Below are 25,764 nucleotides of genomic sequence, written 5' to 3'. Positions count from 1 at the left end.
CATAACCTGCTGAGGAAAGGACAGAATCGACGCATTCTAAAACCGGACTTATGCGACAACTATCTTGACGCGCACCGGAAGCTAGCCACCTGCCACAATCTTCGTTACACGCGATATAGTGACGATATTACTTTCTCAACGGAAGGTGCATATAATCGCGAGCGGGCGAACGCGCTAATAGAAGACACTGCAAGTGTTCTGAAGCAAGTAGGGCTTTACCTAAATAGGCAAAAGACTCGTGTGGCCCCACCAGGTGCGAAAAAAATTGTACTAGGCCTGCTAGTCGATGGAGCGCTTCCGAACCTGACCAAAGAGTTCAAAGACAACATTCGCCTGCATCTTTATTACTTGTGGAAACTTGGAATTCAAAACCATGTAATTCGGCGAGAGTTTGACTCGGTTGGAGGACTTTATAGACATCTGCTGGGACTAATCAATTTTGCCAAAACGGTAGATGAGACCTACGCTGCAGAAGTCCGAAAGGAGTTTGATGCATTGCCTTGGCCAGGTGAATAGCTTGAAATGACACAGCCTAGTTTGCGGGCGTCTCTCATCTGAAAAGGCGTAGACTGACCCAACCTAGAATGTCATATGAGTTGGAGTTCATCTTGACCGTTCTAGTCGGAAGCGGACGTTGAGATATTTTCGAACTCTAAGAACCAGGCGTATCAAACGCTATTCAATCTAACGGACACGCATACGCGTGCTCGTAATCATCAAGTCATTTCCGTAGGGGGAACTGTGGCGTTTAACGAATACAAAATGCATGTCATTCGACATGAGTTGGGGCACTGGCTTGTGGCGGGCCATCTCCAATTTAAGCGAGGAGGGATAAGGATAAAAGTCCTCTCCAATAGGTACGGATTTGGCCACCTCGGAAGTGCAGCAACTTACCCCATGCATGACTTGACATCAACTGAATCAATGAAGATATATGCTGAAAACAGAATCTCGATTTTGCTTTCCGGAGTTGCAGCTCAATTGCTCTTTGATAGCGATGCCTCATCAGCGAGATGCGAAAAGCTTCTTGACGAGTATGGCGCGGATGACAAGGGAAAGATTGAAGAACTGACTCATATCGTTCGGGGTATCGTCAACGCCGGTACCATGTCCATGCAAAATGAAATTGAACAGAAAAATGCGATACGAGTGCGGTGTTGGGAGACGGCTGCACGGTATCTTCAAGAACGTAAGTCTATTCTTGAGCACATGTCATTGTGCGTAGCGGCCCAGGTAACTCAAGAAAACGTCGAATACACCTTCGAGTATGACCAACTGTGCCAGTGGTCTGATGACGGAAGTGGACTTGAACATTATGATGATGAATGCGCTGATGTATAGGGAATCTCAGCATTGAGTGACCCGAGTGAGCTCGACGTGGAGCTCAGTGAAGTGGCTCAGACTTGACCTGGCGGCGATTGTCAGATGGGTTCGAACCTTCCCATAGTCACTGCGATGTGACAAGCCTCCTTCATGGCGCTTTGCGAATTTTGGCTGCGGTAGTCTGAGCACATGTCGCGTCCAAGCCCACTTGCCGGGCCGCAGGCGGGGCTGAAATCAATTTCTATAACTCGCAGGTAAATGCTCCATAGCTGCTTGTCTCAGGGTGGAGGATGATTTTGAATCCTTCAAATTTGGTAACCCAGGCCCCGTTCGCTTGCTGTGCTAGCTCCACTTGGCTCAACTTGGTGTGCAGTAGTCGCTGCTGGTTGACCAGCATTCTAGCGATTGCCAGCATCTCTCCGCTTACCTGTTTATTATCGACTTTGCCAATCTGGAACATGTTGTGTAAGCTTCTGAAGGTCGTGACCAGTGTACTGCGATGCCTTAGCCTGGAAGTTAGCCAGTTTTTCATTTTTAATTTTGGGAAAGATATGTTCTACACCTTCGACAAGCTGCGGCGTGGGGACGCAGGAGTTTTTAGCCTCTATAGGAACGGGTACAAGCTCTGGGATGAGATTCTCTCAAAATACGACGGCAACTCAACTCAACTGGCAAGCGCGCTAGGAGGTGCACAGATGCGTTTTGAATGGATGGCTCAGAGTCTTGGGGAAAAAGATAGATGGACTGGTCAGGAAATTATGGTATTTACGGGCCTGACTTACTATCTCGAACTCTATGACTCGCAGAAAGCGCACCTTGCATACTCCGTGGCTGAAGCCTTCCAACTAAGCTACTGCAGCATCGAAGTAAAAGGTTTAGCGGAGCGAGTCGCTCGGTTGCTCTACTTGGAGGGCCATCGTGGCTGACTTCCCGCAGTTATACGAGAAGAGCTTGTACGCAGATTGGCATAACAAGCATGTCGAACCTGATGGTGACATTGTCCAAGGAGTTGAAGCGGCACTAACCGAACTGAAAGGCTCGCAGAAAGACCGACTGCATAAACTCGCTGAACTTATGTCGAGGATAAACAGCTTTCTTCAACTTGCACAAAAACTTCGCGGCCTAGACATATCTGACTCAAAAACAGAATTCTTACTTGAAGCGGCAATGCGGTCTGATGATTACGATAAATTATTTAAGAATGTCGATTCAGTCTTGGACAAACTGTGGCGCAAAAACAAAGGTAGAGTAGTAGGGAGCTATGTAACATCAAAGACGCTGCGGAGCGAGATTGGTGACTTGATTCGCACGTCGGTCGTAACATCGACATTCTCTTATGCAAGGGACTTCTCCAAGTCTTTCAGTATGTGGCAAGACTTAGCCAAGGAATTGCAACTTGACTCAAGTCTGTATTCTGACATCCAGTCAGTCCAGCTGCAGGAGGAGAGCAAGATGCAAAACGGGTACTTTGCATTCCATTTGGATGTTCAATATTGCGACGGGGTTAGAGTAGAAGTGCAAGTGTATTCTCGCCTCAGCGCAGTATGGCGCCATTTGTCGCATAAACTGTATGAAAAGGTACGCGTTGGCGAAGATGTGCAGTGGGGGCATGGAAGTGCAGCTTCAAGAATGGTCTCCCTTGGACACTTACTTCATCTTGCCGAGTGCGAACTCGAGTACCTGAAAGATTCCCTGAAATAGGCGCTCCAAGAATATTTGCATGGAAAATGTGGCGGACTGGACAGCAAGCCAAAACTGCTAATTGGATTCGGGTTACTTTTAAGCTGCCGGACCGCGGCTATCCATGTACGACATAAGCGAGCACGTGGTCGCCCTGTCGCAGTTCCAAACCCGTGGTAAGTCTACTCTTTAGCTTTTGGGTGATATGATTTGACGCTAAGGGAGAGTGCTCGGCACTACCACTCTGAGGTGCTTTCTACCTTCCACTTATCCCGCTCTGCCAGCCGTATCTCTAGTCCGACGGCAGAGCAGTAGGCGAGCAGCTGCGCGACACTGAATTCGTCCGGGTGGCGTTCCAAATGAGACACGCGATTCTGACTGAGCGCGAGCCGTATTGCGATGTCGGACTGCGTCAGCTTGGCCTGTTTGCGCGACAAAACGAGCTGCGTACCGAGCTGATGAGAGGTGAGGATAAGGAGCGACGAAAGAGGGAGCGGCATGGGGAGTATCCGTTATCCAGATAAATATATTTTATCTGGATAACGGATAAATGCAAGATATCCGAAATACGGATAATTGCTGATGTATGTTGGGCTGGTGTAGATAGCCTCCCCCTAATAGGTGCCTGCAGGCGTTGGCGATTGCCTCCGTCTCAACGCACCTTTCTGGGCACAGCTCCACGCGCGCCCGCTTCTCAATCCGGGATGCCCATGCGTCAAGCACCAACGTCGCACAACACCAACAATCCGTATACCGCCTAATTTTCAATTTGCCAACGTGCCCCTCAAGTGCATTGACCGGCGCAAACCTACCCGTTATCGTGGGCTTGGAGAGCAGGTTTCCGAGGCGCGTCTGCTTTCACCTCGGCCCGCGACACGAGCACCAGCGGGCGGTAAGCGCTGTTTGGGTAAAGAAGGTGCTCAGTGAGGAACTTTCATCGAAACGCTAACCTTAGCCTGTCGTTGAACCATGCCAAATTTTCCTGAAGATGTGAAACCCACTATACATCCGGATTTTCCGACCGGCCGCAGCCCAGGTTCCATCGGCGGGGCGCAACCAAAGCTTCTTCTGATTAAGCGAGCTAACGGGATGTACGGCCCTCCTCAGCGTTCGCCAGAGGAGCTTCTCCACCGATACGAGGTTGCCGAGGACTTGGTTGGCCGGCTGGTCACCTATTTTCAGCGTAAAAAGTGCGAACACCCTGAGTGGGGCGACGAGAAAAACCTAGAACGAATTCGCCTCGGGCTGATAAACAAAGCTGCAGAAGGCAAGTGGACGTTCACTGTGGAGGAACAGGGATGGATAATGGACAGGCTACGGGAACGATGTCATGTCGCGCCCACAGCAAGTCGACCGGAATAAGACCTGCGGATAGCTCCGCCAACCGTTCGAGACCGCGCATATCCTGTGCCCTGGCGGCCGGTTCTAAATGCGTCTTGCGCGTCAATTTCGCTCAACCGGCAACCACAGTTTCTTAGATATTTCCAACCCCGCAAGTTTATTTTGATAGAATCGAAATATTAAGAATCATTAACAGCGGTGTGCAGTAGAGCTTATGTGGCACTGGTTTTACCTATACGCACGTGTTGGGCCTGCAGTATCGGTATGGTACTCTCACCGTAATGGGGTAAATCAGGTCATAAGCCGATAATCGGCACAATAAGATAAAAGGGGCAAAGGGATGTTTGAGTTTTTCAAGCGAAAAGCGCGGCCAACTGATATTTCAAAAACAACCACAAAGGATATTGAGAAACTTTTGAAGGTAGAAAGCCCAGTGCAAGCTGGAGAATTTATCAGGCAAGCAGCACAGGCTGGCAGCGCGGATGCGGCGCTTTTCCTGTCTACGATGTTGCATAGTGCAATCGAAATGAAGGGAAGAGACTCCGTTCCGCAAAGTGTCATTGGCGAATACGTCTTGTACACGGAGCTTGCTGCACAAAAGGGTGAGGTCACTGCACAGCAAAACCTGGCTAAGCACTACGTCTCCATTTCCCGGACGCCCGATGGCACCATGAATGCCGAAGGGTATGAGAATCTCAAGAAGGCGGAATACTGGTATAAGAAAGCCGCAGCCCAAGGTTTCGGGCCAGCAATCCAGTCACTGAGTAACATGGAACCGGTATTTGACTGGGCACACGGTGCCTTTGGAGAGCCGTCCGAGCAAATTTCGCCTGATGACATTCAGCTCTCCCAAACGCAGATTTCTGCCCACCGCTGCGCCCATAGTGTGTGTACTGCAATCGATGACAGAGATGTGATTTGGCAGCTGATACTCGAAGACATTGAGGGAGCCTCGATGGGAAATGAAAATTCGAAGGCATTTGCCCTGAACAGCGGAATATCTCCTGAAACCTATAAGGGGGCACTCAATAACTCAAGGCCAGAAGTTGACGGGCCTAAGGGAATTAAGACATTCCTAGACGAACGAGCCTTCGACCTGCTTCCCGATAGAGACAAAATGGTCGAATTCAGATTAGCCACGACCGACTACATCATGAGGTACTTCAAATTCGGGCGTTACTCCGATTGAAGATGGTTGAGTGTTCGTCGATGGAGGGAGGGATAGAGCAGATTCAGGGTACTGAGCCACAGTAATTCACAACTTTAAGGAAAACTCCTCTCAATCAGGGAACCCGGTAGTCAGTATTCTAAGTTGAAGCCGGGGCTGCGGTAAGCGACTTTGCCACGCTGCGGCAAGTCCACGGGGAAGACGCAACGGCCCCGGTGGTATCCAATCAAGGCTGGGCCGCGTTTCCGCCATACTGAGCTGAGCCGGCGTCGTAAACTCCTGTCAGCTCGCGTTCCCACCCTATCGTTTCGCCGGGTGCTTCGCTCATCATCCCACCTCTCCATTTCATTGTTTGTCAATAAAGGTGCCGCGTCAACTCATGCCGCCAGCTTCTTTTCTGGCTGACTCCGTTCCGGATTGCGGCAGACTTCGTTCTTCAAGTGGAGAACGGCGTGCTGGTGGTCACGCACTGAGTGCTGGCGTGGCTGAGGCGCCAGCGCCTTTTTCAACCTTAATGAGCTCAACAGGGCGCTGCGTGCCTTGTTGCTCAACCTGAAACTGCGGCCCTTCAAGAAACGGTCCGGCTGCAGCGGCAGCGCCTTCGCCGAGATGGACCTGCCGGCCATGCGCGCTGCCGGAACGCCACTACGAATACGCCGACTGGGCGGTGGGGCAGACCAGCGTCCACTACCATGTCGATATCGTTGGGCATTACTACTCGGTGCCATGCCAGCACGCGCGCGCCGAGGTCGATGTGCGCGTGACGTGCGCAATGGTTGAAATCTTTCAGCGAGGCCAGCGCAATGTCAGCCAGGCGCTGTGCGCCTTCAAGGGCCGTCACACGACGATAACGGCGCACATGCTGGCGGTGCACCGCGAAGTGGCCAGCTGGAACTCCGACACGCTCACGATGCTGGCCGCCGACGTGGGCCGCGCGGCCCGGTATAAATCGAACGACTGCTGGGCCAGAGACGGCATCCCCAGCAAGCCTATGAAGTTTCATGGGCTTGCTGTCGCTGCTGCAAAATGCGGCGTCGCGTGCGTGGACGCGACCTGTGTGCACGCCCTGAAACCAAATCGGCCGGTGTCCTACAACGTTCCGCGCGTAACGGCGGCAGTACAGAGCATTTCAATATCTCAAGCCACGGCGGCACTAGCTGCGTTTGAGCAAAACTCGAATTCTAATTAACGTGCCAGCTGTCCCAAGTAGCTGATATTGTCTGCTCTTGATGGCCGCGTCCGCAGCCATATGACAATGCTCTTGTCCTTCGACAGGGCATTTACGACGAGACGCACTATCCTTACATGGGAGAGTCCTCAGCCATCTAGTCTCGACGCCTCTGCGATGAGGTATTCGGCCTCCTCTCGAATGGATGGCCAGTCCTCTTTGAGATAGAGCCAAGCCTGCGCTACTTCGTCCACGTCCAACTCGAACTCGAAGATATCAGTGATGCCCATTTGCGCTAGGTCAGTCGATGACATGGCTCCGTACGTAGTCCTGTGGGCTAACTCCTCTGTTATGAGTTCCACAGAGTCGTTGTGGCCGGTCATGATTTCCTCTGCCACGGCGCCGGCCATGCCGAGCAGGGCTTTCCAGTTTGTAGGTAGTTCGGTGGAGGGAAGTCCGGCTCTCTTATAGCTGTCGTGCATTGCCTGGGGGCAGACTCGCATCCGAAACTGCCCAAGCCATGCCCTTTCGTCTGGTTTTCTACTAGGGTTTTTCCAGACGACGGCGTCACCGTCGCCGCCGAAGCGCCGGCACATCGATTTGTGGCCGGCCTCGTGGTATGCCGCGGCGCGCAACTCGCGTCCTGCTATTTGTTCTTCTGTCAGTTCGAGCATGTTGGTTGAAGGCTGCTTAGGGACAGAAGTATAGTGTCGGACGCAGGGAATAAATCGCGCTTAGACCGAAGTCCGGTCACGGTATCACGAGGTAACTATTCTGATAGGTTTCAAAACCGATGATAACCAGTGATTCGCGCGGGTAGTCATCTCACCAATTCCGTGGGGTTGCACCAAGAGCGCTACGAGGGAGGAGCGCAGTTGGCTCATCACGTCCCGCTTTTACTTTGCGTGTTTTGTCGAAGGAGAGCGATGTCCTGCAACTTCCGGCCCAGGACGTCGTCCTTAGCAACCTCATCGAGGTCACGGTCTAACCCTAGCACCCGCAGCGCACGGAGATAGGTTCCCATTGCAATTGTATGGTCACCGTTTTCCAACCGGCGGATGGTTTCGCGCGACACGCCGACACGTTCTGCAAACAGCGCAGCGGGAATCTCCCGGCGCCGGCGCGCTAGGCGCAGCCTCTCACCCAGAGCTTTCATCTGTCTCTCGGCACTCGGGAAAATAGGCAACGTTTTTTTTGGCATGCCACATATATTAGGCCAAAACAACAATTATGCCAATTTAATGTGGCATTTATTCGCCTTGCGCAAGGCTCCAGAATGGCAATTCTGCCGGTTTCTTCGGGCTTTGGCGGCGCGTTTGACTGAAATCAATACGTGCCTTCGGCCGGCCGATACAGTAGTTTCATGAGACCGACAGACCTCCTGAAGTGCTTCGTAGCACACGACCTGGTGCGGACCCATGGCGTGTTTTTTGCTGCTGCTTTTCTGCAGGAGCATGCGATTCCACTCGAAATTGCGATAGAGTTTCTGACGTCCCAGCGTGAGAAATTGTCCCTAAAGTACCGGTGCTTTCCCGTGGAAGACGAAAGCAGTGAGCTACGACAAAGCGACCGTCGAGCAACATCCAATGTCGATTTCGCGCGGCTGCGAAGGTAAGGATGTTCACTGAGAAACAGGTGTACTCCATGACCAATCAAGTGGATGCCATAAAGAAGTATGCCGCAGCGAGGAACCTTTAGGTCGTCTTCGTCTATGAAGATGCTGGCAATAGTGGGTAAACCAAAAGCGGTCGGCCGGGCCTATCCAAGTTGATAGATGACATCCAGCGACCACTTGATTTCACTGTGATTCTGGTCTATGACGTTAGCCGATGGCGGCGGTTTCAGGATACCGATGGAAGTGCGTATTACGAGCACCTGTGCCGCATCAATGGCGTCAAGGGCGCCTACTGCGCTGAAATGTTTAGGCTATCCGGATTAACGTGTGGAAAGCTATCGGTACTAGAAATACTCATCGTCAGCTCCCTTCTCCGGCAGGCTCAACTTGACGCGCTGACCGAAGTCACCTTGCCAAAGCGCGGTAGGCAGCGCTGGTGCCGCCTGGTCGACGATGCCTAGCGCAAGAAGTGCTGTCAAATATGCTCCTGCACATGCACCTGGGTCCCCTTTTTCGAGCCGTAATAGCGTCGTTCGTGAGATGCCCACTCGGGCAGACAAATCAGCGGCAGCGATACGCTGTCGTAAGCGCTGTGTATGGATACACTGACCCCATGCAGTAAGTCGCTCCTGCACGAGGGTTGGCCAGGCTTCAGGCTTGGAGAGCTTCTTTGGCATTATTTTCTCCGTTATAGATAGGTCATTATAGGGCATAACGTCCTATCTATGAACGGCACTGGCCACGAGATTGAACCATAGATGAGACTTTATGCTATATAGCGACCTATCTATGGTGCTTGCCAGTAGAGTGGAATCCTTTGGTAGTCCACACGAAAATCCGGATAACCAATGTTTAAGAACGGCGGGTCGCCTTACGCCTCCATCTTCAAAGCGCTCAAGCGCGTCGCTGCGGCCAAGTATAGCCATGAGCTATCGAGCAAGGTATTTGCTGCTCAATGCAGGATGGTCAAGCGCGGGAATAAAACTGGCGGACCCGCAGGCTTGGTATCGATGGCAATAGTGTGGCCCCCCTTTTCTAGGTGCCGAACCGTTTCGCGTGAGACGTTAATGCGTTCAGCGAACAGCAGAGAGGTGAGTTCCCTTCGCTTCCTGGCAAGCCGAATACGCTCCCCAAGCGCCTCCATTTGCTTTACCACCTGGGGAAATCTCGGGAGTGATTTCTTCGTCATGCCACATATATTGGATACAGATGCCGTTGATGGCAAATTTATGTGGCATGGCGTCGATATTGTAATAATAAAGCAACTATGATTGAAACGTTGCAACTACGCGGGAGGGCTTTAACCCCAATCACATCATCTAGTCTAGGCAGTTACTTGATAAGGAAGTCGTCTTTGTTTTTACCCGCCAACCATCGAGGGGCGCGGCCGCGGCCCGTCCAGGTTTCACCGGTTGCCGTATCACGATATTTTGCTGGAACTGGCTGGCGGACCTTCGATATTGTCGGCTTTGCGATGTTGCCGATGTCACTAGTGGTAAGGCCGTAGGTCCGCATGATTTCAGCAATTTGTGCTTTTGCCGACGCAATTTCCGATAGGCGCACCTCTTTTGCCTTGTTTTCCAGCTCCGCAATTTGGGCTTTGATTTCGGCGTATGTACTCATGCGTGATTTCCAAGGTTGGACTGTAATGCTGGCAATCTATCATCATCAGGAACCGAAGACCAGTGGGAATCCAAAAGAGGAATCAGTAGACGGCCGTTTGGGCGAGAGGATTAGAAGGCCCCAATCTCGTAGGCCATCTGTACTTCTCGGTTGAGTGAACTGCAGTGCTTGAGAACGAGCAATCCGGCTTCAACCAGCTTGATGTCGCGGGCACGATTGCCATACTCTGGTGACCACACTTTCGCGCCATGAAACAGGTTGTTCCTAATTCGGCGAACCATCAGGAGCACCTGCTGCGCTTTGGGGAGGTTTGGGTCTGGTGGAGAGTCTTTCCAGTCGACCCTTCCATTCCGAAGGACCTGCTTTCGCGGAGGCTCGCTTAATAGAAAATGTACGGCTTGCTTGAAGGCCTCGTCGGTTACACGCCACAAGTGCCAATCGATAGCTGTAGCAAAAGTATCCCAGTTTGCCTCTACTGAGGTCGTTTTGCTTTTTGTGAAACCTGAGCCTTTGAGTGCATATTCACAGCGCGCAAATGTTCCCAGAAACTCGTAAGTCAACGCTTGTGGTAACAGCATTTGGGGAAAAGGTTGCACCATAAATTGGTTTCCTCTAGGTGGTTGAATTGGCCAGCACCGGCTGTGCGCTCAATTCATTAGCAGGGTACAGCTCTATGCGTGCGCGCAAACTCAGGATTCTTAAAACTGAGCCAAACATCGTAGCGCTCCGGCCGCAGGATTGCCACATCAAGGGCGGTGACCAGGAGCGAGAGCTTGCGTCGCGCTAGTCATTGCTCGCCGATGCCAAAGACCTGCGACCTCGACACCAAAAGTCCGCAAGCCAGAGTGGGTGGAATGTCCGCAAACCAAGTCATAGCTGCATAGCGCAAATTGCCCCTTAACAGATGGCTACTTATTCCGCAGAGGACTATCTGAAATGCGTCCAACGTGGCAATATGAAGTTGTGTAAATAAAGCATGATTCTACAGTCCGAATGTTACCTTTGTACGATAGTCAACACAAAACAGAGCTCGCTCGTGTTGTGACTCTGGTTTATGCAACTTTCACGAATGCACTTATGCTTATTATTGGCCCGGCCGAGTTATTAGAAGGTGACGGTACGCAGCTGCGGAATTCCGAAGCTTCATGAACTCGAAAGCTACTACCGCCGGTGCTGTAACCACCGACTCGGACTTGGTGCGAACGAGCAGAGATGGCGACCAGTTCCACTACCATTGGGCCGCGCGCCACTGCCTATCGCTATTGCCGGGCGTTAGCGACTTAGTTGCCATTTCCATTGAGGGCGCATCGGCTCTCGAGGGGCCGGGCTCTGCCAACGAAGGCGATGAGCTTATCGATGTAGGTTTCTACTTTGGTAGCGAGAGATTGAAGGACGCGCGCCTCATTCGCTATGTGCAGTTGAAGCATTCAACGAAGCGTGCGCGCGACCCGTGGACTGCCAGCGGGCTGAGCAACACGCTTAAAGGCTTTGCAGACCGTTTTGCGAAGCTGCGCGAGGCGTTCACGTGGGATGAACTCAAGGATACCTTGCGCTTCACCTTCACGACCAACCGTCCCATCGATGAAAAAGTGATTGAAGCGCTAGAGGACCTCGCCGCTGGGAAAACTACGCGACACCCTTCAGTTGCGAATACTCTGCTCGGATATGTGAAGGGACTCGAGAGTGAGACGGCAAATTTCTTCAAGCTCTTCACAGTTGAACCAGGGGAACCTGACCTCTGGAATCAGCGCAATCTACTGTTCAAGGATGTAAGAACATACCTGGTCGAGACTGATTCCGGTGCTCCGCTTCAGCTCAAGGAGTTGGTGACGAGGAAGGCTACGTCTGAGCAAGCTTCGAATCCATCTATTCGTCGTCCTGATGTACTCCGTGCGCTCGAGACTGATGAGGCGGACCTTTTGCCAGCGCTGTGCTTGATTGCCGGCCCTGCTGACGGCGCACTTCCGCGGGAGCAGGAGGGAGAAATTCGCGCTATTCTGGAGTCCGCGACTCACCCTGTCATCCTGCATGCAGAAGGTGGCGTCGGGAAGTCAATCCTCGTGTGGCAGCTTTCCAAGTCTGCCCCCGAAGGTTCCGTCGCGGTTCTCTACGATTGCTTTGGCGATGGGCTTTACAGGAGCGCGCAACATTACCGACACCGAGAAAAGGACGCGCTTCCGCAAATAGCAAACGAGCTTGCCGCTCAGGGGTTGTGTCATCCGTTGATTCCAGTTCGGGGAACGGATAGCAAGCAGTACATGCGCGCATTTGTGGCAAGACTGGCTCAGGCTGTCACCTTACTTCGAGCCAAAACTCCCCTTGCCAACCTTTTCTTGATAGTCGATGCTGCGGACAACGCGGTTATGGCAGCTAGAGAGTTCGATGACCCGGCCTTCGTGCCCGACCTCATTCGTACGGTGATGCCGGATGGTGTGAAGCTTGTGTTCACCTGCCGGACCCATCGGCGAGACCATTTGCAGGCACCACCCGATGCGATTCTTGTTGAACTTCGCCCATTCAGCCGCGAGGAGACAGCTAAACATCTAAAGAATTTCTATCCAGACGCTACCGATAGCGATATCTCCGATTTCGGATTTTTAAGCAGTTCCAATCCGCGAGTTCAGGCGGTGGCTTTGAGTCGTAAGCTGCCATTAAAGGACATGTTGAAGGCGTTAGGGCCTTCACCATCGACAGTTGAGCGGGCTATCGCCGACCTGCTGGCGCAAGCGGTCGAGAAGCTGAAGTTTCGAGAAGGCCATGTCGAAGCTGAACAGATTGGACTAATCTGCGAAGGCTTAGCCGTGCTGCGGCCGTTGGTTCCAATTGCAGTTCTTGCTGAGATTTCAGGCACGACTGAAAGCGCAGTAAAGAGCTTCGCCTATGATTTGGGACGACCGCTGCTGGTGAAAGGTGGAAGTCTTCACTTCTTAGATGAGCCTTCAGAAACTTGGTTCCGGCAGAACTTCCAGCCTGAAAAGGAAAGGCTGGCTACTTTTTTGCATCGATTGAAGCCCCTAACAGCCTCTAGCTCTTATGTCGCATCGGCCATTCCCCAACTGCTGCTGGCAGCGGGGCGAATGGATGAGCTGGTCGAATTGGCTCTATCTTCCGAAGGTCTGCCCGCAGCGAACCCACTCGAACGTCGTGATGTGGAGGTGCAGCGCCTGACCTTTGCGTTGAAGGCTTGCCTACAAGAGAAACGCTACGCTTCGGCGGCAAAACTTGCGCTCAAATTAGCCGGTGAACTCGCCGGCGTCGCGCGCCAGAATGACCTAATACAGGGAAACACCGACATCGCGTCTGCGCTTCTTTCTTCCGACCGTATCGACGAACTGGTGTCTCGGCGCGCATTCCGGGGAACTTGGACAGGTGCTCATCACGCCTATGAAGCTGCCTTGCTGGCGGGGCGAGTGGAATTCCTTTCTGAAGCGCGAAGCCACTTAAGGATGGCGATAGATTGGCTATATTCGTGGGCAGGCATGACCCAGGAAGAGCGTGAAGAATCGAACGAGCGAGTCGAAACTAGCGACATAGCCGAACTGGCGATGGCTAAGTTGCTAGCGGAAGGACCGCAAGACGCAGTCAGATTTCTCAGCGGGTGGAGTCCAAGGCCGCTCTCGATGACCGCAGGCGGTATCTTGGCGCGTCGCCTTGTTGACCTTGGACGATATGAATTGCTTGACCAGTTGGCGGAACACGGAGCGCGCGATATTTGGCTAATGCTGGGATTGGCCGTCGAAGCGTGCAAGGGTGGTCACACTCTTCCGGTCAAGCCGGTTGAGACTCTCATGAGAGCACTGGCTAGCCGCCGAATTCAACTTCATGACCCGGATAGTTCGACTTCCAACTGGAGCGTGATTAACGGTGTCGCATCCGCTGTTTTACAGGCACTACGAGCGCTGCCTCGTGATGACGCGACATGGGCGAAGGTCATACGTCGCTATCTGCCAGAACATCCACCCATAGAATTGACGGCGCGTCACGGTTCGGACCGGCCGGCGATACTGAGGGCGTATTGTCTAGAGGCCGCTTTATTGGGCAGGCAACTTGTGCTTATTGATTTAGCCCCAAAAGAAATCCGTGAAGAACTGGAGAAGAAACCGAACCATCACAGCAGAAGCTCCGAAGCCGAAGCGTTTGAAAGGTCTACGGGAGGTGTCTTGGCTTGGTTCCGCCTGACCGCGGAGATTGCGTGTGGAAAGATTCCGCCAGAGTTTAATGCGGCCACCCAGGAGGCGCTCAATGCAACGAAAGCTGCTAGGTCTAAAGATTACTACAATGTCTTCAACTTAGAGCAAATCGCGGCACTGGAATGGATACGAGCGATAGGTGATGCGTCGGTATCGGACACCAAAACCCTTGCCGCATTTCTGAACTGGTTTAAAGAGAAAGCGGACGCTTTCGGGACCGCTGCCATGACAGCTATCTGTCGCCTGGCAGCCCGCAAAAAAGCCCTCGAGAGTATTGCGCTCGAAGTGTCTGTTCGGACCTACGAAGCTATAGAAAATCACCGCGAACGCGCTGAATCTAGAGTCGAGTCCTACCAAAATCTTGCGCGCGCCATTTTCCCGACAAGTAAAGCGGAGGCCCGCTCCTATTTCGAGCGGGCGGTAGAGATTTCAAGCCGCATCGGGGAGGAGAACTCGGACCGCTGGGGGGCGCTCCTTTGCCTCGCCGAGGCAAGCGGAAACAACAGCTCAGTCCGACCAAAGTCTGCCTACAGGCTAGCACGAGGCGCAGAGCTAGCTTACGATTATGTTGAAAGAGACAAACATTTCGACTGGAACCACACCATCGATGGATTATTGAGCTTATGCCCAGCTTCCACGATAGCAACTCTGAGCCGTTGGCGAGACCGGAAGCTTGGATACGCAGACAAACTTTTGAAAATCGCTGTCGACCGCTCAGTGAAGCGCGGCCTGTTACCGCCCATAGCGCCAATTGCGCTTTGCCCGATTGGCGACAAGTGGTCACGGGCAGAGGACCTGGCGAAAGCTCTTGAACACGAGTCTGCCAAGGATGTTCAGCGCAAAATTCTCGGTGTTGGCTATCGCTATTTTAAGTTCAGCTCGCCTTCCGAGAGCGACCTCGAGGGAGTTTCAACGCTGGCACGCGCTTGCGACTTCGTGGATTCCGACCTTGACAGGCTTCTCGCTGCAGCGAGGCAACCGAAGAGTGATAGCGGGAATTCTGTAAGGCAGAACGCGCCGCAGATGTCGGTGAAGCGCAACGACCCCGATTGGAATGTTCTATTCAACGGAGTAGACCTAACGAGCTCAGTGGAGCTTCGCAGCGCTTACTTGCTACTGAAAAATTTCGACCCGCCTTACCAGATTTTTGAGTTCTACACAGAGGCGCTGCAGCGATGTGGCTTGGGCGGTGCCGCCGAGTTCTGTCTAGCCGTTGCGCAGTGGCCGGATTTTGGGAACTATGAATTAAGGCATCTCTTAGATGTGCTCGGGCAGCAAAGTATGAAGCCGGTTGCTCTACGCAAGGCACTGGCAAGCGTAGCGCTAGCCGTATGTAGAAGAAGCCCCGAGTGGGCCAGGAGACGGAGGTGGGGAAGCTCGTTTCCATACCGCGAGCTCATCAGCGAAGGCATTGTTACCGATGACCAGATTGTGGAAGTAACGCTTGAAGGGTTTCTTGTCAAAGTCTCGACGCTTAACTCTGGGGAGCTCTTTCAAATGCTGGAATCGCTGTCTCATCTTTTAACGAGCGACGAGGCCGACGACGCGTTGCACTTTGGGCTGTCACTTCACGAGATGGACATGCGTCCCCAAGACGGCGACGGTCCCTGGAGCGATGTCATGAAGCCGGAGGATAGCTGCGAGGGCGCGGTGGCTGGTTATCTGTGGGCCGCACTAGGCTCACCTAGTGCGTCTGTGCGCTGGGAGGCTGCACACGCCGTGCGGGCGACCATCGAGCTTGGTTGGGTCCCGGTACTGTCTGCACTCGCCAAAGTGGCTGTCGTGAGCAAACCGGGCGCTTTCGTTGATAAGCGGTTTGCCTTTTATGAATGGCATTCTCGTCTGTGGCTCAACATTGCGCTAGCTCGGTGTGCTGCTGAGCAGCGTGACATGGTATTCCTCTTTGGCGAATTTCTCTTAACGTCAGCTAAGGAAGAGCACGTGCTCCTGCGTCATTTCGCAGCCAGCGCTTTGCGCGAACTTCCTGAACTTTTGGGTGAGGTAACCACGCTGGGCGACCCTGAGAAAATCAACGCAACTGAATTGCCACTCGTCGAGCATGCTTCCTATAGAGAACCTGAGATAGAGTCCGAGGCATCCGGCGACTCGACTGACGAGGTCGTGGATGAATACCACTTTGGATTGGACATTGGCCCATATTGGTTTACTCCTCTAGGCCGAGTCTTCGGAATCTCGCCACGCGGAATTGCTAGACGCGCCGTCCAAGCCATCCGCGAGTATATGGGGGGTATTACCACCATGCGTAATCACGACGCGCGCTACACGCATGGCGTATTTGCACACGAGCAGACCAGCCACTCACATGGAACCATGCCCCGCGTTGAAGACCTTGCGGCGTACAGTGCGTATCATGCACTGATGATAGTGGCTGCGAAGCTGCTTAAAACCAACCCGGTTGGCAAGGCGACCTACAGCATCGAAAATGACTTTGACGAGTGGATTGAATATCGCCTTCTTACGCGCAAGGACGGCAAGTGGGCGGCGGATAGACGCGACCCTCAACTTACCAAGAATCCTCCTGCTCCGGAGAGATACGGCGACAAAGAATGGCGCTGGCAGATAACCACTGACCATCTCGATAGTCTTATGGAGACCGACGAGGGGCTGCAGGTAGTAGCTGGGGACTGGACAAGTGGTATAAATGACTCCGTAGAGACCATTTCGGTGAACAGTGCGTTGGTGCCAAGACTCTCTGCGGCGGCATTTCTCTGCGCGGCGCAAACATCCTCGGACCCCCGAGGCTACTTCTTCCGATTCGAGGAAGACCAAGCGATGCCGGATGAAGACGCGGCCACGAGGTCAAATGGTGAAGCTCCTGAGCCGACATCGGTGATTAACCTGAGTGCTCAATTTAGGCTACGTCGGTGGAAGTCTGACCAAGGTGAATCATCTGGTGTTGACGAATACGACCCTTGGGGTGAGCGCGTACGTGTTCCCGGCGATGAGCCGAACGCCGCCACCATCTCAACGATGGGCTTACGCTCCGTGGACGATGGGCGTAGGTGGGTGACCAAGAACGGTGCGCTCATGCGAAGTGAGACATGGACCCAATCGAGTGGTTACGGTCGCGAAGAGGAAACAATTCCAGGTACCCGCTTGAGTGCTGACAGAGCTTTTTTGAAGGAGCTCCTCGCCGCCAATCCTGGGCACTTCCTCGTCGTTGGTCTCAGGCTGCGCCGACGGGGCCCGCGCTATAGTTCAGATAACGATGACCATAGCTCGTATGTGTCCCCCTACAACCGCTACTACCTAATTGAAGAAGATGGAATCGCTAGAACGCTCAAGAGCAGTGATTGAACTCGGCAAGCGGCTTATCGCACAGCTGAAGCTTGGAGACGACGAACTTACTCAGTGGATGGCGCACCTGCTTGCTGAACGTATCCACAACGCCGAGGCTGCCCCTCCTGAGGACAGAGTCACGGCACAAAACTCGTGTGCTGAATTGGTCTTTCAGCTATGGGCGCAGAGGTACAGTCTGCCACCTCGACTCCGCCCCTTGAGGAAGTTAGAGCCACTCCTGCGGACGCTTGACTCACTTGATACCACCAACGGCCCGCGATTTCGCTCTATGTACGAGCCGCCGGCAGACGTTGAAGTTGAAAATGACGTTGCGAAGTTGCTTGGCCTCGCGGTGAAACTTGACGACGCGTCGCGGATTTTGGTGCAGTACTTTTTGGCCGCAGCGGCTGAGCAGGCCTCGGAAGAATCGAAGCCTTGGATACGGAGCGCTGTCGATGCGGAAGCGGATGTGACGCTTGAAGTCCGCATCATCAACTTTATTGACGGTGGCCTTGACCGTTCCTCCGATGATGCGAAATTATCCCGTGAAATATTGGAGAACAAGATAAATAAGCTGGAGCAATTTGCGTCTCTAGCAGCTTCTCATGCCGCATACCTGAGAGAAATGCACAATTTGCCGCCCGATGAAGTGACTGACGCTGAATCTGATGATGAATGATGAGGCCGCTGGAACTGCCGCGATGCCATACATATTCTCAGACTGCCATACCCCTTAAGCACCTAACAGCTGTGCGCCCAATACCTCCCTCGGAAACTGTTCCACTAATGCCAATATATAACGTTGACTGCGCCGACCTCCTCCTCGAAGGTGACCTTCATACACGCTTAAGCGTAGTTCAGACCACCTCACGTGCGCCGAACCGTTGCTTCGCGAATGGTGCCCCGCAGCTACGGATTCGCCATGAAAGATGAGCGGAGCTAGGTAGTCCTTATGGATGTTGTCGCGCAAGTCCTCGCGAACCTCCATGGGAGTTTTGAACCATGCTTTGCAAGCTGCTGTGCCTCTAACAACCGCGTTTGACCAAAATCAATGCGTGTCCTCAGCCGGAACATATAGTCGGTTCATGAAACCGACAGACCTCTTGAAGTGCTTCGTAGGCCACGACTTCGTGCAGACTCATGGTGTTTTTTTTGCTGCTGCTTTTCTGCAAGAGCATTCGATTCCACTCGAAATTGCGGTAGAGTTTCTGACGTCTCAGCGTGAGAAATTGTCCCAAAAGTACCAGTGTTTTCCTGCGGAAGGAGAATGCAATGAGCTACGACCATGCGACCGCCGCGTCAAGCCTAATGCCAATTCGTGCGGCTGCGTACGTGCGGATGTCCACGGAGAGGCAGGTGTATTCGACTGCCAATCAAATGGATGCTATCGAGAAGTATGCCGCAGCGAGAAACCTTGAAGTCGTCTCCATCTATGAAGATGCTGGCAAAAGTGGGTTGACTAAGAGCGGCAGGCCCGGCTTGTCCCGGCTCATAGATGACGTCCAGCGAGGCCATGATTTCAAAGTCATTCTGGTCTATGACGTCAGCAGATGGGGCCGGTTTCAGGATATCGATGAGAGTGCATATTACGAACACCTCTGCCGCATCAATGGCGTTAGCGTTGCCTATTGCGCTGAGATGTTTGAGAACGACGGGTCGCCGTATGCCGCCATCTTCAAAGTGCTCAAGCGCGTCGCTGCTGCCGATTTTAGTCGAGAGCTTTCGGCCAAGGTTTTCGCCGCTCAATGTCGGATGGTTAAGCTTGGATACAAAACTGGCGGGCCCGCGGGTTACGGTTTGCGGCGACGCCTTCTGGACGAACGTGGTCAGGTAATTGGTGAATTAGCCAACGGCCAGTGGAAGGCTGTTCAGAGCCATAGGGTTGTGCTCATCCCAGGGCCGCCGCTCGAGGTCGCGGTAGTGAATCAAATCTTTCAATGGTATGTCGACGGGATTGGCGACCGGAAAATTGCCGCTGTTTTGAATCAGCAGTGCATCCCCTCGGAGCGCGGTGGCCCCTGGACCTCTGACATTATTAGAGGAATGCTTAAGAATGAGAAGTACCTCGGGAACCTCGTGTTCAATAGGAGGTCATACAAACTCAAACGCCAGGCGGTGAAGAACCCATTAGACGAGTGGGTTCGGTGTGACGGCGCCTTCCCGTCGATAGTGCCGGAGGAACTCTTTAGAGCTGCCCAGCGAGAGCGCTCGCGGCGCTATCGCCGTCATTCGAAGGCGGAGCTACTCGATATCCTTCGAAGCGTCTATTGCGAACACGGCCGAATATCCAGTACGTTGATAGACCAGTGCCCGGCGGCTCCGACAGCCAAGCTAGTGGCACGTCACTTTGGCACTCTTTTCGATGCTTATGTGCAGGCAGGAATTCCCAACAAGCCCGATAACTCTTTCCTGGAGACCCGTGCGCATGCTTACTCCTTGAGGGCAAATATTGTGTCGCAAATCGAATCCCTGGTTGCCGCCGCTGGGGGCAGCACCGAACGAAGCAGCGTACCGTACACGTTGCGCGTCAATGACATGCTGACACTGTCAGTGCGTGTTATCCGCTGCGGCCACGAAATGCCGCATAACTACTATCGTTGGCGATTGCCGGCCACCATGGCCGAGGGAGCAGACTTTGTAATGGCGGCTCAATTGGATAAGACAAATCGGGAGGTCGTTCGGTATTTCCTACTTAGCGCGGATGTATTTTCGGGAGGGAACGTAGCATTCAGCGAGAGGTCCATTAGCTCGTTCTTGCCTTTTTCGTCGGACAGACTGGCAACATTCTTTGGCTTACCAGCGGAGGACGGGGGGCTGCAAGTAGCCTCGAGCGAGAAATGATTCGCTCAACCAAAATTTCAGGCGTCTCAGAGATAGTTGCTATCTACAACCACCACATTGCTAGCCGGACCGGGGCACCCCTCAAGGCGATATGGCGTTGGCCTACTACTCCTGCAGTGGATAAAACTCTGCCGTACAAAGTTGTGCTCTTCTTATGCAAGACCGTGGTACGTCCTTCGCTGAGCGCACTGTCAGCAGGAACGAGATTCGAGCGCTAAATAATCTCCTGGCGGCCAACTGCCGACACTTCCTATTTGGCCGTGACCTTGGGCATCTAAAGAGGATTGTTTCTGACTCTGGAATTGATAAGGAGAAGTGGCGCTCCTATCGCGGGCTGCAGACTACCTCCTAAAGTCTCTAAAGAGGACTCCCAGCCGCTAATGCACATATCGACGGGGGAACCCTCTACCTAATGTCCTCGGGCGTACCGGATGAGCTGTGGGCTTGAATAGAACCCCATGGGGAATGATTTCAGCAGGGCCGCCGGGAATGCAGTGGGCTCGTGCTGATTCAACCAGCCTGATGAGTATGCAGGCTGAGTGAAGGACGACGCATGTGATTCCGGGAAACGTATTCAGCAAAGCTGAGGATTTGGCCGGCGATATGCTCGACGAAGCAGCCATTTCGTTGTAAGTGCAGGGTAGCAAAGGTATAGCGCCGTGCTGTGCACAATTGGTGGTAAATCACTCTTCCTTGCAATTGTTTAATAAGCAACTATGTCGGTCTCAGCATCATCATTCCCCTTACTGCGCAAGCCCCGCCTTGGTTACTCAGGCCCGGCCAAGCTCGCGAAATTTCCACTAATACTTTCATCCAACACCCGGCGTATACCAAGGAATCAGCCAAAGCAGTATACCGTGGAATAAGTAATCCGCAATATGTAAGTGCATGATTTAAAAGGATAAATTTCAAAAAAAGTTCTTGGCAATCGGTCTCGAATTTTGTAAAGTTTACACACTTCACAAAATTGGGAGACTTGTTCATGCGAACTTTGTCTGCAGAGAAAGAGAGAACACTGACCACCGGCGGCACTGCGGATGCGTTGGAAATTCTTGATTGCGCTGGACGCGATATGAACGGTCACGTCTCCCTTTCGCATCGCTTTGGCGCAGAGTTATACCAACGTCGCGAAGCGGCGGGCGTAACGCCTGCAGAGTTGGCTCGTCGCAGTGGTTTAACTAGGGGGTACTACAGCCGAGTAGAAAATTCAAAATGCTTACCGCCACCTTCGCGCACCGTCGCAAGGCTATGCGTGGCGTTGAATTTATCTCGAACGCTTACTGAGAAGCTGCAGTCCTTGGCTCATGCCGAGCGTGTCGTCAACCTCCTTGGAGTGGCACCTGGACCATGGGCGAAGATAGTTTGCTGCCTTGCTGAAAAGGCGTACAACTCAACGCCTGGTCAAATGCAGCAGGTGTACAAAGCGATAGAGGAGGCGATAGCTATGTAAAGAAAAAGCGACGAACCCCATCTCTGAAGCCCGCCGCTTGTTGGTTGTGGAATTGCTACCCACTAAGAACTAGGAAATCTTAGAGTAGCTATCTTCCGCCCGCAGGTCAAGGGCCGCTTTTTATCTAAAAAAACGTTCCGCGTCGGTGCGGAAGGAAGGGCCTTATGCAAAACCTACACCTATCAGCGCGCGCTGGTGATATCTCGGCCGAGCCATTGTCAACGGCCAACCGGCCGCCCGGGAGTATGGGTACACCCGAGTGGGCTGATGTTGTCTTCTCCACTCCCCCCGCGCGCAAACTCAAAGGGCCTTCAAGGCCGACTCAGTACCACCTCAAGAACTCGGACGCCCTTGGTGAACCAGGGGACGACGAACCCCGACAAAGATATGGCGTACAAGGCGGCAATGAGTCGGAGAACTTACGGGTACTAGAGCATCTCCACCAACTAGGGCACGTTGGACGCATAAAACCACAGCCATTTAAGACAAGTCAGCTCGAGTTCGGATTCGAAATCTATCCGGATTTTTTGGTGGAAGCGGGGCCATCTCGCAAACTCGTCGTAATCGAAACGAAGTCGAACAGATTTTTGACTCGAGAGGTGCACCGACGTATCGAAGTGCTGCGGGCGCGCTTTCAAGAGTTCGGTATGACCTATTTGTTGTGGACTGATAAACGCCCCCTTACAAGATATGTGCGTGAAAATTTGAGCAAAATGCGGTTGGCCGAAAACGCGCGCCGGGAGAGGTTGCTAAAAGACACGGACATTCAAGACGCCTTGGCGTGGATTAAGGGCGCCTCAAATCCACACTATCAGGATTTCTTCCGGGCCGGATTCAACTCAGACTTGCTCTTTGCGGCGGCGTGGCAAGGGGAAGTATTTTTCCCAATCACAGCGGCCCTTGCACCGGATAGTCCGTTAAGCCTTAACCCGTTTGAAGATTACGACGCGCTCTTCCTTGGGTGCGAGAACCACATCGATGATTGGTGGCGAGCGCTGGAGGGATTCTACTGGGGAGTGTGACATGGCTAATCAGGCAAATCGCAAAGGTCCGCCAACAGACTTTGCCATCGAAATCGGTCAATTGTTCCGCAAAGGCCCGACAGTATTCCGAATTTCAGAAGATTTCGGAAGCTATTTGCGTCTTGAGCATATTTTTACGTTGGAAGCTAAGCACATAAAAACCGCAGAACTGGCAGCGGCATATGCGCGAGGCGACCTTATTCCGTGCACGAAAGAAGAGGCAGTCAGAGCGATTTCGGGCGATGTCTTCGTGGAGGACGACGCTCCCAAGGTGTTAGGTAATGCGGTAACCACCCACGGCAAAAACGCTGTTGATTATGGACTAAAAATTCTCAAATACATCGAAGAGCTTCAAGCACGCGGTTATCGGAATCTGCGGCCACAGCCTCTTATCGAACTTGATGTAGAGAGAATCGCCAAGGAAATAGGCGACGCAAAACCTCCGAAAGCGTCAACGATTTATACGCGGTGGCTGGCAATCGAGAGAAATGGAGGCGATAAGCGAGCAGCAATTCCTCTTTACAAGAACCGTGGAGGAGTCGGGAAACCTAGAATTAGTTCAGAAGCTGCAAGCGCAATTCTTCAAAGCACAGAAAAAATAAAGAATGACCGTAAAGAAAAAATCAATTTTAGAAAAATTGAAGCCGATGTATTTCATAGGTTAATTATTTCACATGGTGAAGAAAAGGCGTTTTTATTAAAGCCTTCATTAACGACAATAACGTCAATTGTAAAATCTAAGTTTACGGAGTACGAAATATACTTGCGTAAATACGGAAAAAAAGAAGCAAACAAAAAATATCGTAGTTGGCACCCGCGAAATCGAGCTACATTCCCGTTGGAAGTTGTTGAATTCGATGATAAAGATACTAGAGTTTATTCAATAGATGAAAGAACAGGATTGCCATGCGGAAGAATATATCTTACCTCAGGGGTGGACCAATACAGCACTGTACCGCTTGGATTCTCCATTAGCGACAAGCCACGGAATACTTGGTCCGCAATTAATGCAATAGCAAATTCAATTTTGCCGAAGGACCTCAGTGGCCCAGACTGGAGTGAAGTTCAAAGTGAAGTTCCGTTTATGGGGCTTATGGGGAAAATAGTATTTGATAATGCACTATATAACCATGCCAGAAATCTTGAGGAGGCGGCGCTGGAGATGTCGAATGCCATTATTTCTTGGGCGCAGCCATATACACCAACGCAAAAGTCATGTGTCGAGGATTTTAATGGATTTTTAACAGAGGATTTCTTAATTAAACTGCCTGGGTTTGGTGGGCCAAAGGTAACACGAAATTTACTTGATGAGGGACTTGCCTCTGCCATTCTGACAGTTCAGGATTTTAAGAAACGGTTTCACTGTTGGGTGTATGACGTATATTGCAATACTCCTAGGGCCGGTGGTATGACGCCACGTCAAAAATGGGAGTGTGCACAGGAAGGTAATAGGTCTAGATTACCTTTTGATATTCAAAAGGTGAGAATAGCCACAATGTTTCGTCATAATTTAAGGCTTCGTCCAGAAGGTATTTTATTTGTTGGTCTTTCGTATAAAAATAATTGGCTGGAAATATATAGGAAAAAGGTTGGATATAACGCCATAGTTAGTATTCGATTTGACCCAGAGCGCTTGCATGAAATTTACGTCTTGGATGAGATTCTTAGAGAGTGGTTTTCAGTGCCGAGCGTCAATCCAGAGTACACGAAGTATCTAACGCTAGCCCAGCATAAGCTCATACGGCAGTCGGCCCTTAGAGATGGCTTGCGTAATCCTGCGATACCACAGCTCCTTGCAGCACGGGGAAGGTTGGCGGAGTTTGTAAAGCAATGGGCGCGGTCTCCAAAATTTAGGGAAAGAAAATTTGCAGCAAGAGCTGGCGAGATTCTCGACATTTCAGGAAAATCAAATTCGGAGACAGTAATTGTGACGGAACTTGAATCCCAAATTATGGAAATAGAGTCTGTGAAAATCGATACAAGCGATGAGGAATGGGAGTTTCCAGAACTATGAAAACAAATGCTCCAGAAAAGTCGACCTGGGTTGGTGTCGAATTATCGATACGCCAACACTACATGGCTAACAAAATGTCTGTCCCTTATCCCGCAATCGTGCGCGTCTTGGGGCAGTTAAAGCGTGGCGTTGAAAGATGCAAGAACGAGCAACGAGGTTCAGCAATGCTCGTACTGGCTGGTAGCGGCTGCGGTAAGAGCCATCTCATAAATCTTATAGCAAGACTTAGTCCGCCCGACCACTCAGGTCAAGTGAGTCTTTTTCCGGTCGTTCACTTTCGGATTCCGTCAGCACCGACGCAGAAAGGTATGGGAGTTCAACTTTTACGTGCCCTTGAGCAACCCAAAGCAAATTTTGGTAGCGCGCAAGATTTGTTTAATCGAGGCATCCATTATCTGAAAGTTGCACAAACGAGCATTATCATGATTGACGATGTACAAGACATTCCTGAGAGGCGAAGTGCCGGTGGTGTAATGCAGGTAGGTAACTGGATTAGAGACTTAATTGATGAATCTCAATGTCTGGTTGTATTGTTTGGTACTCCAGCCGCTAAGCAAATTACTGAAAAAAATGCTCAATTAAAAAGGCGCGTACCTAAACAGATGATTATAAGGTATTTCGATATCGGAAATAATGAGTCAGTTAGGATTTTTTCGAGATTTCTGCGCGAAGTTGATAAGCGTTTGCCCTTGGCCGAGTTGTCGAAGTTAGATGAGTTGGCATTGGTACACAGCATTTACTGGGCTACAGGAGGTATTTCCGATTATATTTTTGAATTGATGACTGAGGCTGTGGCATTAGCTGTAAAAGATGGACGAGAGCATATCGCTCGTGGCGATTTGAAGTGTGCTTTTGATAGTTTGTTTCAGGACGCAGCAGCAGGGGTTAACCCGTTCTCCGAGGGAGGGCCTCAGCGACTACTTGACAGGCCTAATGAGCCATTTCATAACTGGTTTGATACTTCGAATCCCAATTTCGATGGGGAATCTTCGATTCTAAAAAATCCCTAAAAAAATTTAAAGGATAAAT

Annotated in this window: 19 protein-coding genes; 13 read left to right on the top strand and 6 right to left on the bottom strand. The window is 51.9% G+C overall.

Annotated features, from left to right (window positions below):
- From AC3WOS_RS06140 to AC3WOS_RS06125, 4 genes are all read left to right on the top strand, one after another.
- A partial coding sequence (locus AC3WOS_RS06140; RefSeq protein WP_492714979.1) for an RNA-dependent RNA polymerase family protein occupies window positions 1-516 on the top strand: 516 nt, incomplete at its 5' end.
- A 381-nt stretch (window positions 517-897) separates the two neighbouring features.
- Window positions 898-1,341: a hypothetical protein gene (locus AC3WOS_RS06135; protein ID WP_492714978.1), complete on the top strand. Its 444-nt coding sequence runs from the start codon at window positions 898-900 to the stop codon at window positions 1,339-1,341.
- 533 nt (window positions 1,342-1,874) lie between these two features.
- Window positions 1,875-2,249, top strand: coding sequence for a hypothetical protein (locus AC3WOS_RS06130; protein WP_492714977.1), 375 nt, complete (start codon window positions 1,875-1,877; stop codon window positions 2,247-2,249).
- Window positions 2,242-3,024, top strand: coding sequence for a nucleotidyltransferase family protein (locus AC3WOS_RS06125; protein WP_492714976.1), 783 nt, complete (start codon window positions 2,242-2,244; stop codon window positions 3,022-3,024). Before AC3WOS_RS06130 ends, AC3WOS_RS06125 begins: the two co-directional genes overlap by 8 nt.
- 215 nt (window positions 3,025-3,239) lie before the next feature.
- Here the strand turns inward: AC3WOS_RS06125 and AC3WOS_RS06120 are convergent, their stop codons facing one another.
- On the bottom strand, window positions 3,240-3,503 hold the full coding sequence (locus tag AC3WOS_RS06120) for an XRE family transcriptional regulator (RefSeq protein WP_492714975.1): 264 nt from the start codon (window positions 3,501-3,503) through the stop codon (window positions 3,240-3,242).
- Between the two features lie 1,181 nt (window positions 3,504-4,684).
- On the opposite strand from AC3WOS_RS06120, the gene AC3WOS_RS06115 reads away from it, so the two are divergent.
- Window positions 4,685-5,533: a hypothetical protein gene (locus AC3WOS_RS06115; protein WP_492714974.1), complete on the top strand. Its 849-nt coding sequence runs from the start codon at window positions 4,685-4,687 to the stop codon at window positions 5,531-5,533.
- Between the two features lie 610 nt (window positions 5,534-6,143).
- Window positions 6,144-6,701, top strand: coding sequence for a Mu transposase domain-containing protein (locus AC3WOS_RS06110; RefSeq protein WP_492714989.1), 558 nt, complete (start codon window positions 6,144-6,146; stop codon window positions 6,699-6,701).
- A gap of 128 nt (window positions 6,702-6,829) precedes the next feature.
- Here the strand turns inward: AC3WOS_RS06110 and AC3WOS_RS06105 are convergent, their stop codons facing one another.
- From AC3WOS_RS06105 to AC3WOS_RS06085, 5 genes are all read right to left on the bottom strand, one after another.
- The gene (locus AC3WOS_RS06105) at window positions 6,830-7,354 is read right to left on the bottom strand and encodes a hypothetical protein (RefSeq protein ID WP_492714973.1); all 525 of its coding nucleotides are present in this window, start codon (window positions 7,352-7,354) and stop codon (window positions 6,830-6,832) included.
- 209 nt (window positions 7,355-7,563) lie between these two features.
- A complete protein-coding gene (locus tag AC3WOS_RS06100) occupies window positions 7,564-7,836 on the bottom strand; it encodes a helix-turn-helix domain-containing protein (RefSeq protein WP_492714972.1) in 273 nt (90 codons plus the stop codon).
- A 1,411-nt stretch (window positions 7,837-9,247) separates the two neighbouring features.
- Window positions 9,248-9,439: a helix-turn-helix transcriptional regulator gene (locus tag AC3WOS_RS06095; RefSeq protein ID WP_492714988.1), complete on the bottom strand. Its 192-nt coding sequence runs from the start codon at window positions 9,437-9,439 to the stop codon at window positions 9,248-9,250.
- A gap of 188 nt (window positions 9,440-9,627) precedes the next feature.
- Window positions 9,628-9,918: an H-NS histone family protein gene (locus AC3WOS_RS06090; RefSeq protein WP_492714971.1), complete on the bottom strand. Its 291-nt coding sequence runs from the start codon at window positions 9,916-9,918 to the stop codon at window positions 9,628-9,630.
- 110 nt (window positions 9,919-10,028) lie between these two features.
- The gene (locus AC3WOS_RS06085; RefSeq protein WP_492714970.1) at window positions 10,029-10,517 is read right to left on the bottom strand and encodes a hypothetical protein; all 489 of its coding nucleotides are present in this window, start codon (window positions 10,515-10,517) and stop codon (window positions 10,029-10,031) included.
- Window positions 10,518-11,063: 546 nt separating this feature from the next.
- Between AC3WOS_RS06085 and avs3a the strand changes: the two genes are divergently transcribed.
- From avs3a to AC3WOS_RS06050, 7 genes are all read left to right on the top strand, one after another.
- Window positions 11,064-17,426, top strand: a complete 6,363-nt coding sequence (avs3a, locus tag AC3WOS_RS06080; protein WP_492714969.1) for an AVAST type 3 anti-phage nuclease/ATPase Avs3a — start codon at window positions 11,064-11,066, stop codon at window positions 17,424-17,426.
- A complete protein-coding gene (gene avs3b / locus AC3WOS_RS06075) occupies window positions 17,392-18,087 on the top strand; it encodes an AVAST type 3 anti-phage protein Avs3b (protein ID WP_492714968.1) in 696 nt (231 codons plus the stop codon). Before avs3a ends, avs3b begins: the two co-directional genes overlap by 35 nt.
- A gap of 593 nt (window positions 18,088-18,680) precedes the next feature.
- The gene (locus tag AC3WOS_RS06070; protein WP_492714967.1) at window positions 18,681-20,249 is read left to right on the top strand and encodes a recombinase family protein; all 1,569 of its coding nucleotides are present in this window, start codon (window positions 18,681-18,683) and stop codon (window positions 20,247-20,249) included.
- 982 nt (window positions 20,250-21,231) lie between these two features.
- A complete protein-coding gene (locus AC3WOS_RS06065; RefSeq protein WP_492714966.1) occupies window positions 21,232-21,699 on the top strand; it encodes a helix-turn-helix domain-containing protein in 468 nt (155 codons plus the stop codon).
- A 164-nt stretch (window positions 21,700-21,863) separates the two neighbouring features.
- Window positions 21,864-22,721, top strand: coding sequence for a hypothetical protein (locus tag AC3WOS_RS06060; RefSeq protein WP_492714964.1), 858 nt, complete (start codon window positions 21,864-21,866; stop codon window positions 22,719-22,721).
- A 1-nt stretch (window position 22,722) separates the two neighbouring features.
- A complete protein-coding gene (locus AC3WOS_RS06055) occupies window positions 22,723-24,735 on the top strand; it encodes a TnsB C-terminal domain-containing protein (RefSeq protein WP_492714963.1) in 2,013 nt (670 codons plus the stop codon).
- On the top strand, window positions 24,732-25,745 hold the full coding sequence (locus AC3WOS_RS06050; protein ID WP_492714962.1) for a TniB family NTP-binding protein: 1,014 nt from the start codon (window positions 24,732-24,734) through the stop codon (window positions 25,743-25,745). Before AC3WOS_RS06055 ends, AC3WOS_RS06050 begins: the two co-directional genes overlap by 4 nt.
- Window positions 25,746-25,764: the final 19 nt, after the last annotated feature.

This window comes from Rugamonas sp. FW305-51 (assembly GCF_058786935.1).
The sequence above is the reverse complement of the archived record's forward strand: the minus strand, read 5'-3'. Positions and strand labels throughout refer to the sequence as shown.

What these genes read in the sequence shown, in the direction of transcription:
- AC3WOS_RS06050 (WP_492714962.1), top strand. Translation starts at nt 24,732, where the DNA reads ATGAAAACAAATGCTCCAGAAAAGTCGACCTGGGTTGGTGTCGAATTA.
- AC3WOS_RS06105 (WP_492714973.1), bottom strand. Translation starts at nt 7,354, where the DNA reads ATGCTCGAACTGACAGAAGAACAAATAGCAGGACGCGAGTTGCGCGCC.
- AC3WOS_RS06100 (WP_492714972.1), bottom strand. Translation starts at nt 7,836, where the DNA reads ATGAAAGCTCTGGGTGAGAGGCTGCGCCTAGCGCGCCGGCGCCGGGAG.
- AC3WOS_RS06060 (WP_492714964.1), top strand. Translation starts at nt 21,864, where the DNA reads ATGCAAAACCTACACCTATCAGCGCGCGCTGGTGATATCTCGGCCGAG.
- AC3WOS_RS06065 (WP_492714966.1), top strand. Translation starts at nt 21,232, where the DNA reads ATGCGAACTTTGTCTGCAGAGAAAGAGAGAACACTGACCACCGGCGGC.
- AC3WOS_RS06055 (WP_492714963.1), top strand. Translation starts at nt 22,723, where the DNA reads ATGGCTAATCAGGCAAATCGCAAAGGTCCGCCAACAGACTTTGCCATC.
- avs3a (WP_492714969.1), top strand. Translation starts at nt 11,064, where the DNA reads ATGAACTCGAAAGCTACTACCGCCGGTGCTGTAACCACCGACTCGGAC.
- AC3WOS_RS06095 (WP_492714988.1), bottom strand. Translation starts at nt 9,439, where the DNA reads ATGGAGGCGCTTGGGGAGCGTATTCGGCTTGCCAGGAAGCGAAGGGAA.
- AC3WOS_RS06120 (WP_492714975.1), bottom strand. Translation starts at nt 3,503, where the DNA reads ATGCCGCTCCCTCTTTCGTCGCTCCTTATCCTCACCTCTCATCAGCTC.
- AC3WOS_RS06070 (WP_492714967.1), top strand. Translation starts at nt 18,681, where the DNA reads ATGAGCTACGACCATGCGACCGCCGCGTCAAGCCTAATGCCAATTCGT.
- AC3WOS_RS06085 (WP_492714970.1), bottom strand. Translation starts at nt 10,517, where the DNA reads ATGGTGCAACCTTTTCCCCAAATGCTGTTACCACAAGCGTTGACTTAC.
- AC3WOS_RS06115 (WP_492714974.1), top strand. Translation starts at nt 4,685, where the DNA reads ATGTTTGAGTTTTTCAAGCGAAAAGCGCGGCCAACTGATATTTCAAAA.
- avs3b (WP_492714968.1), top strand. Translation starts at nt 17,392, where the DNA reads ATGGAATCGCTAGAACGCTCAAGAGCAGTGATTGAACTCGGCAAGCGG.
- AC3WOS_RS06130 (WP_492714977.1), top strand. Translation starts at nt 1,875, where the DNA reads ATGTTCTACACCTTCGACAAGCTGCGGCGTGGGGACGCAGGAGTTTTT.
- AC3WOS_RS06090 (WP_492714971.1), bottom strand. Translation starts at nt 9,918, where the DNA reads ATGAGTACATACGCCGAAATCAAAGCCCAAATTGCGGAGCTGGAAAAC.
- AC3WOS_RS06135 (WP_492714978.1), top strand. Translation starts at nt 898, where the DNA reads ATGCATGACTTGACATCAACTGAATCAATGAAGATATATGCTGAAAAC.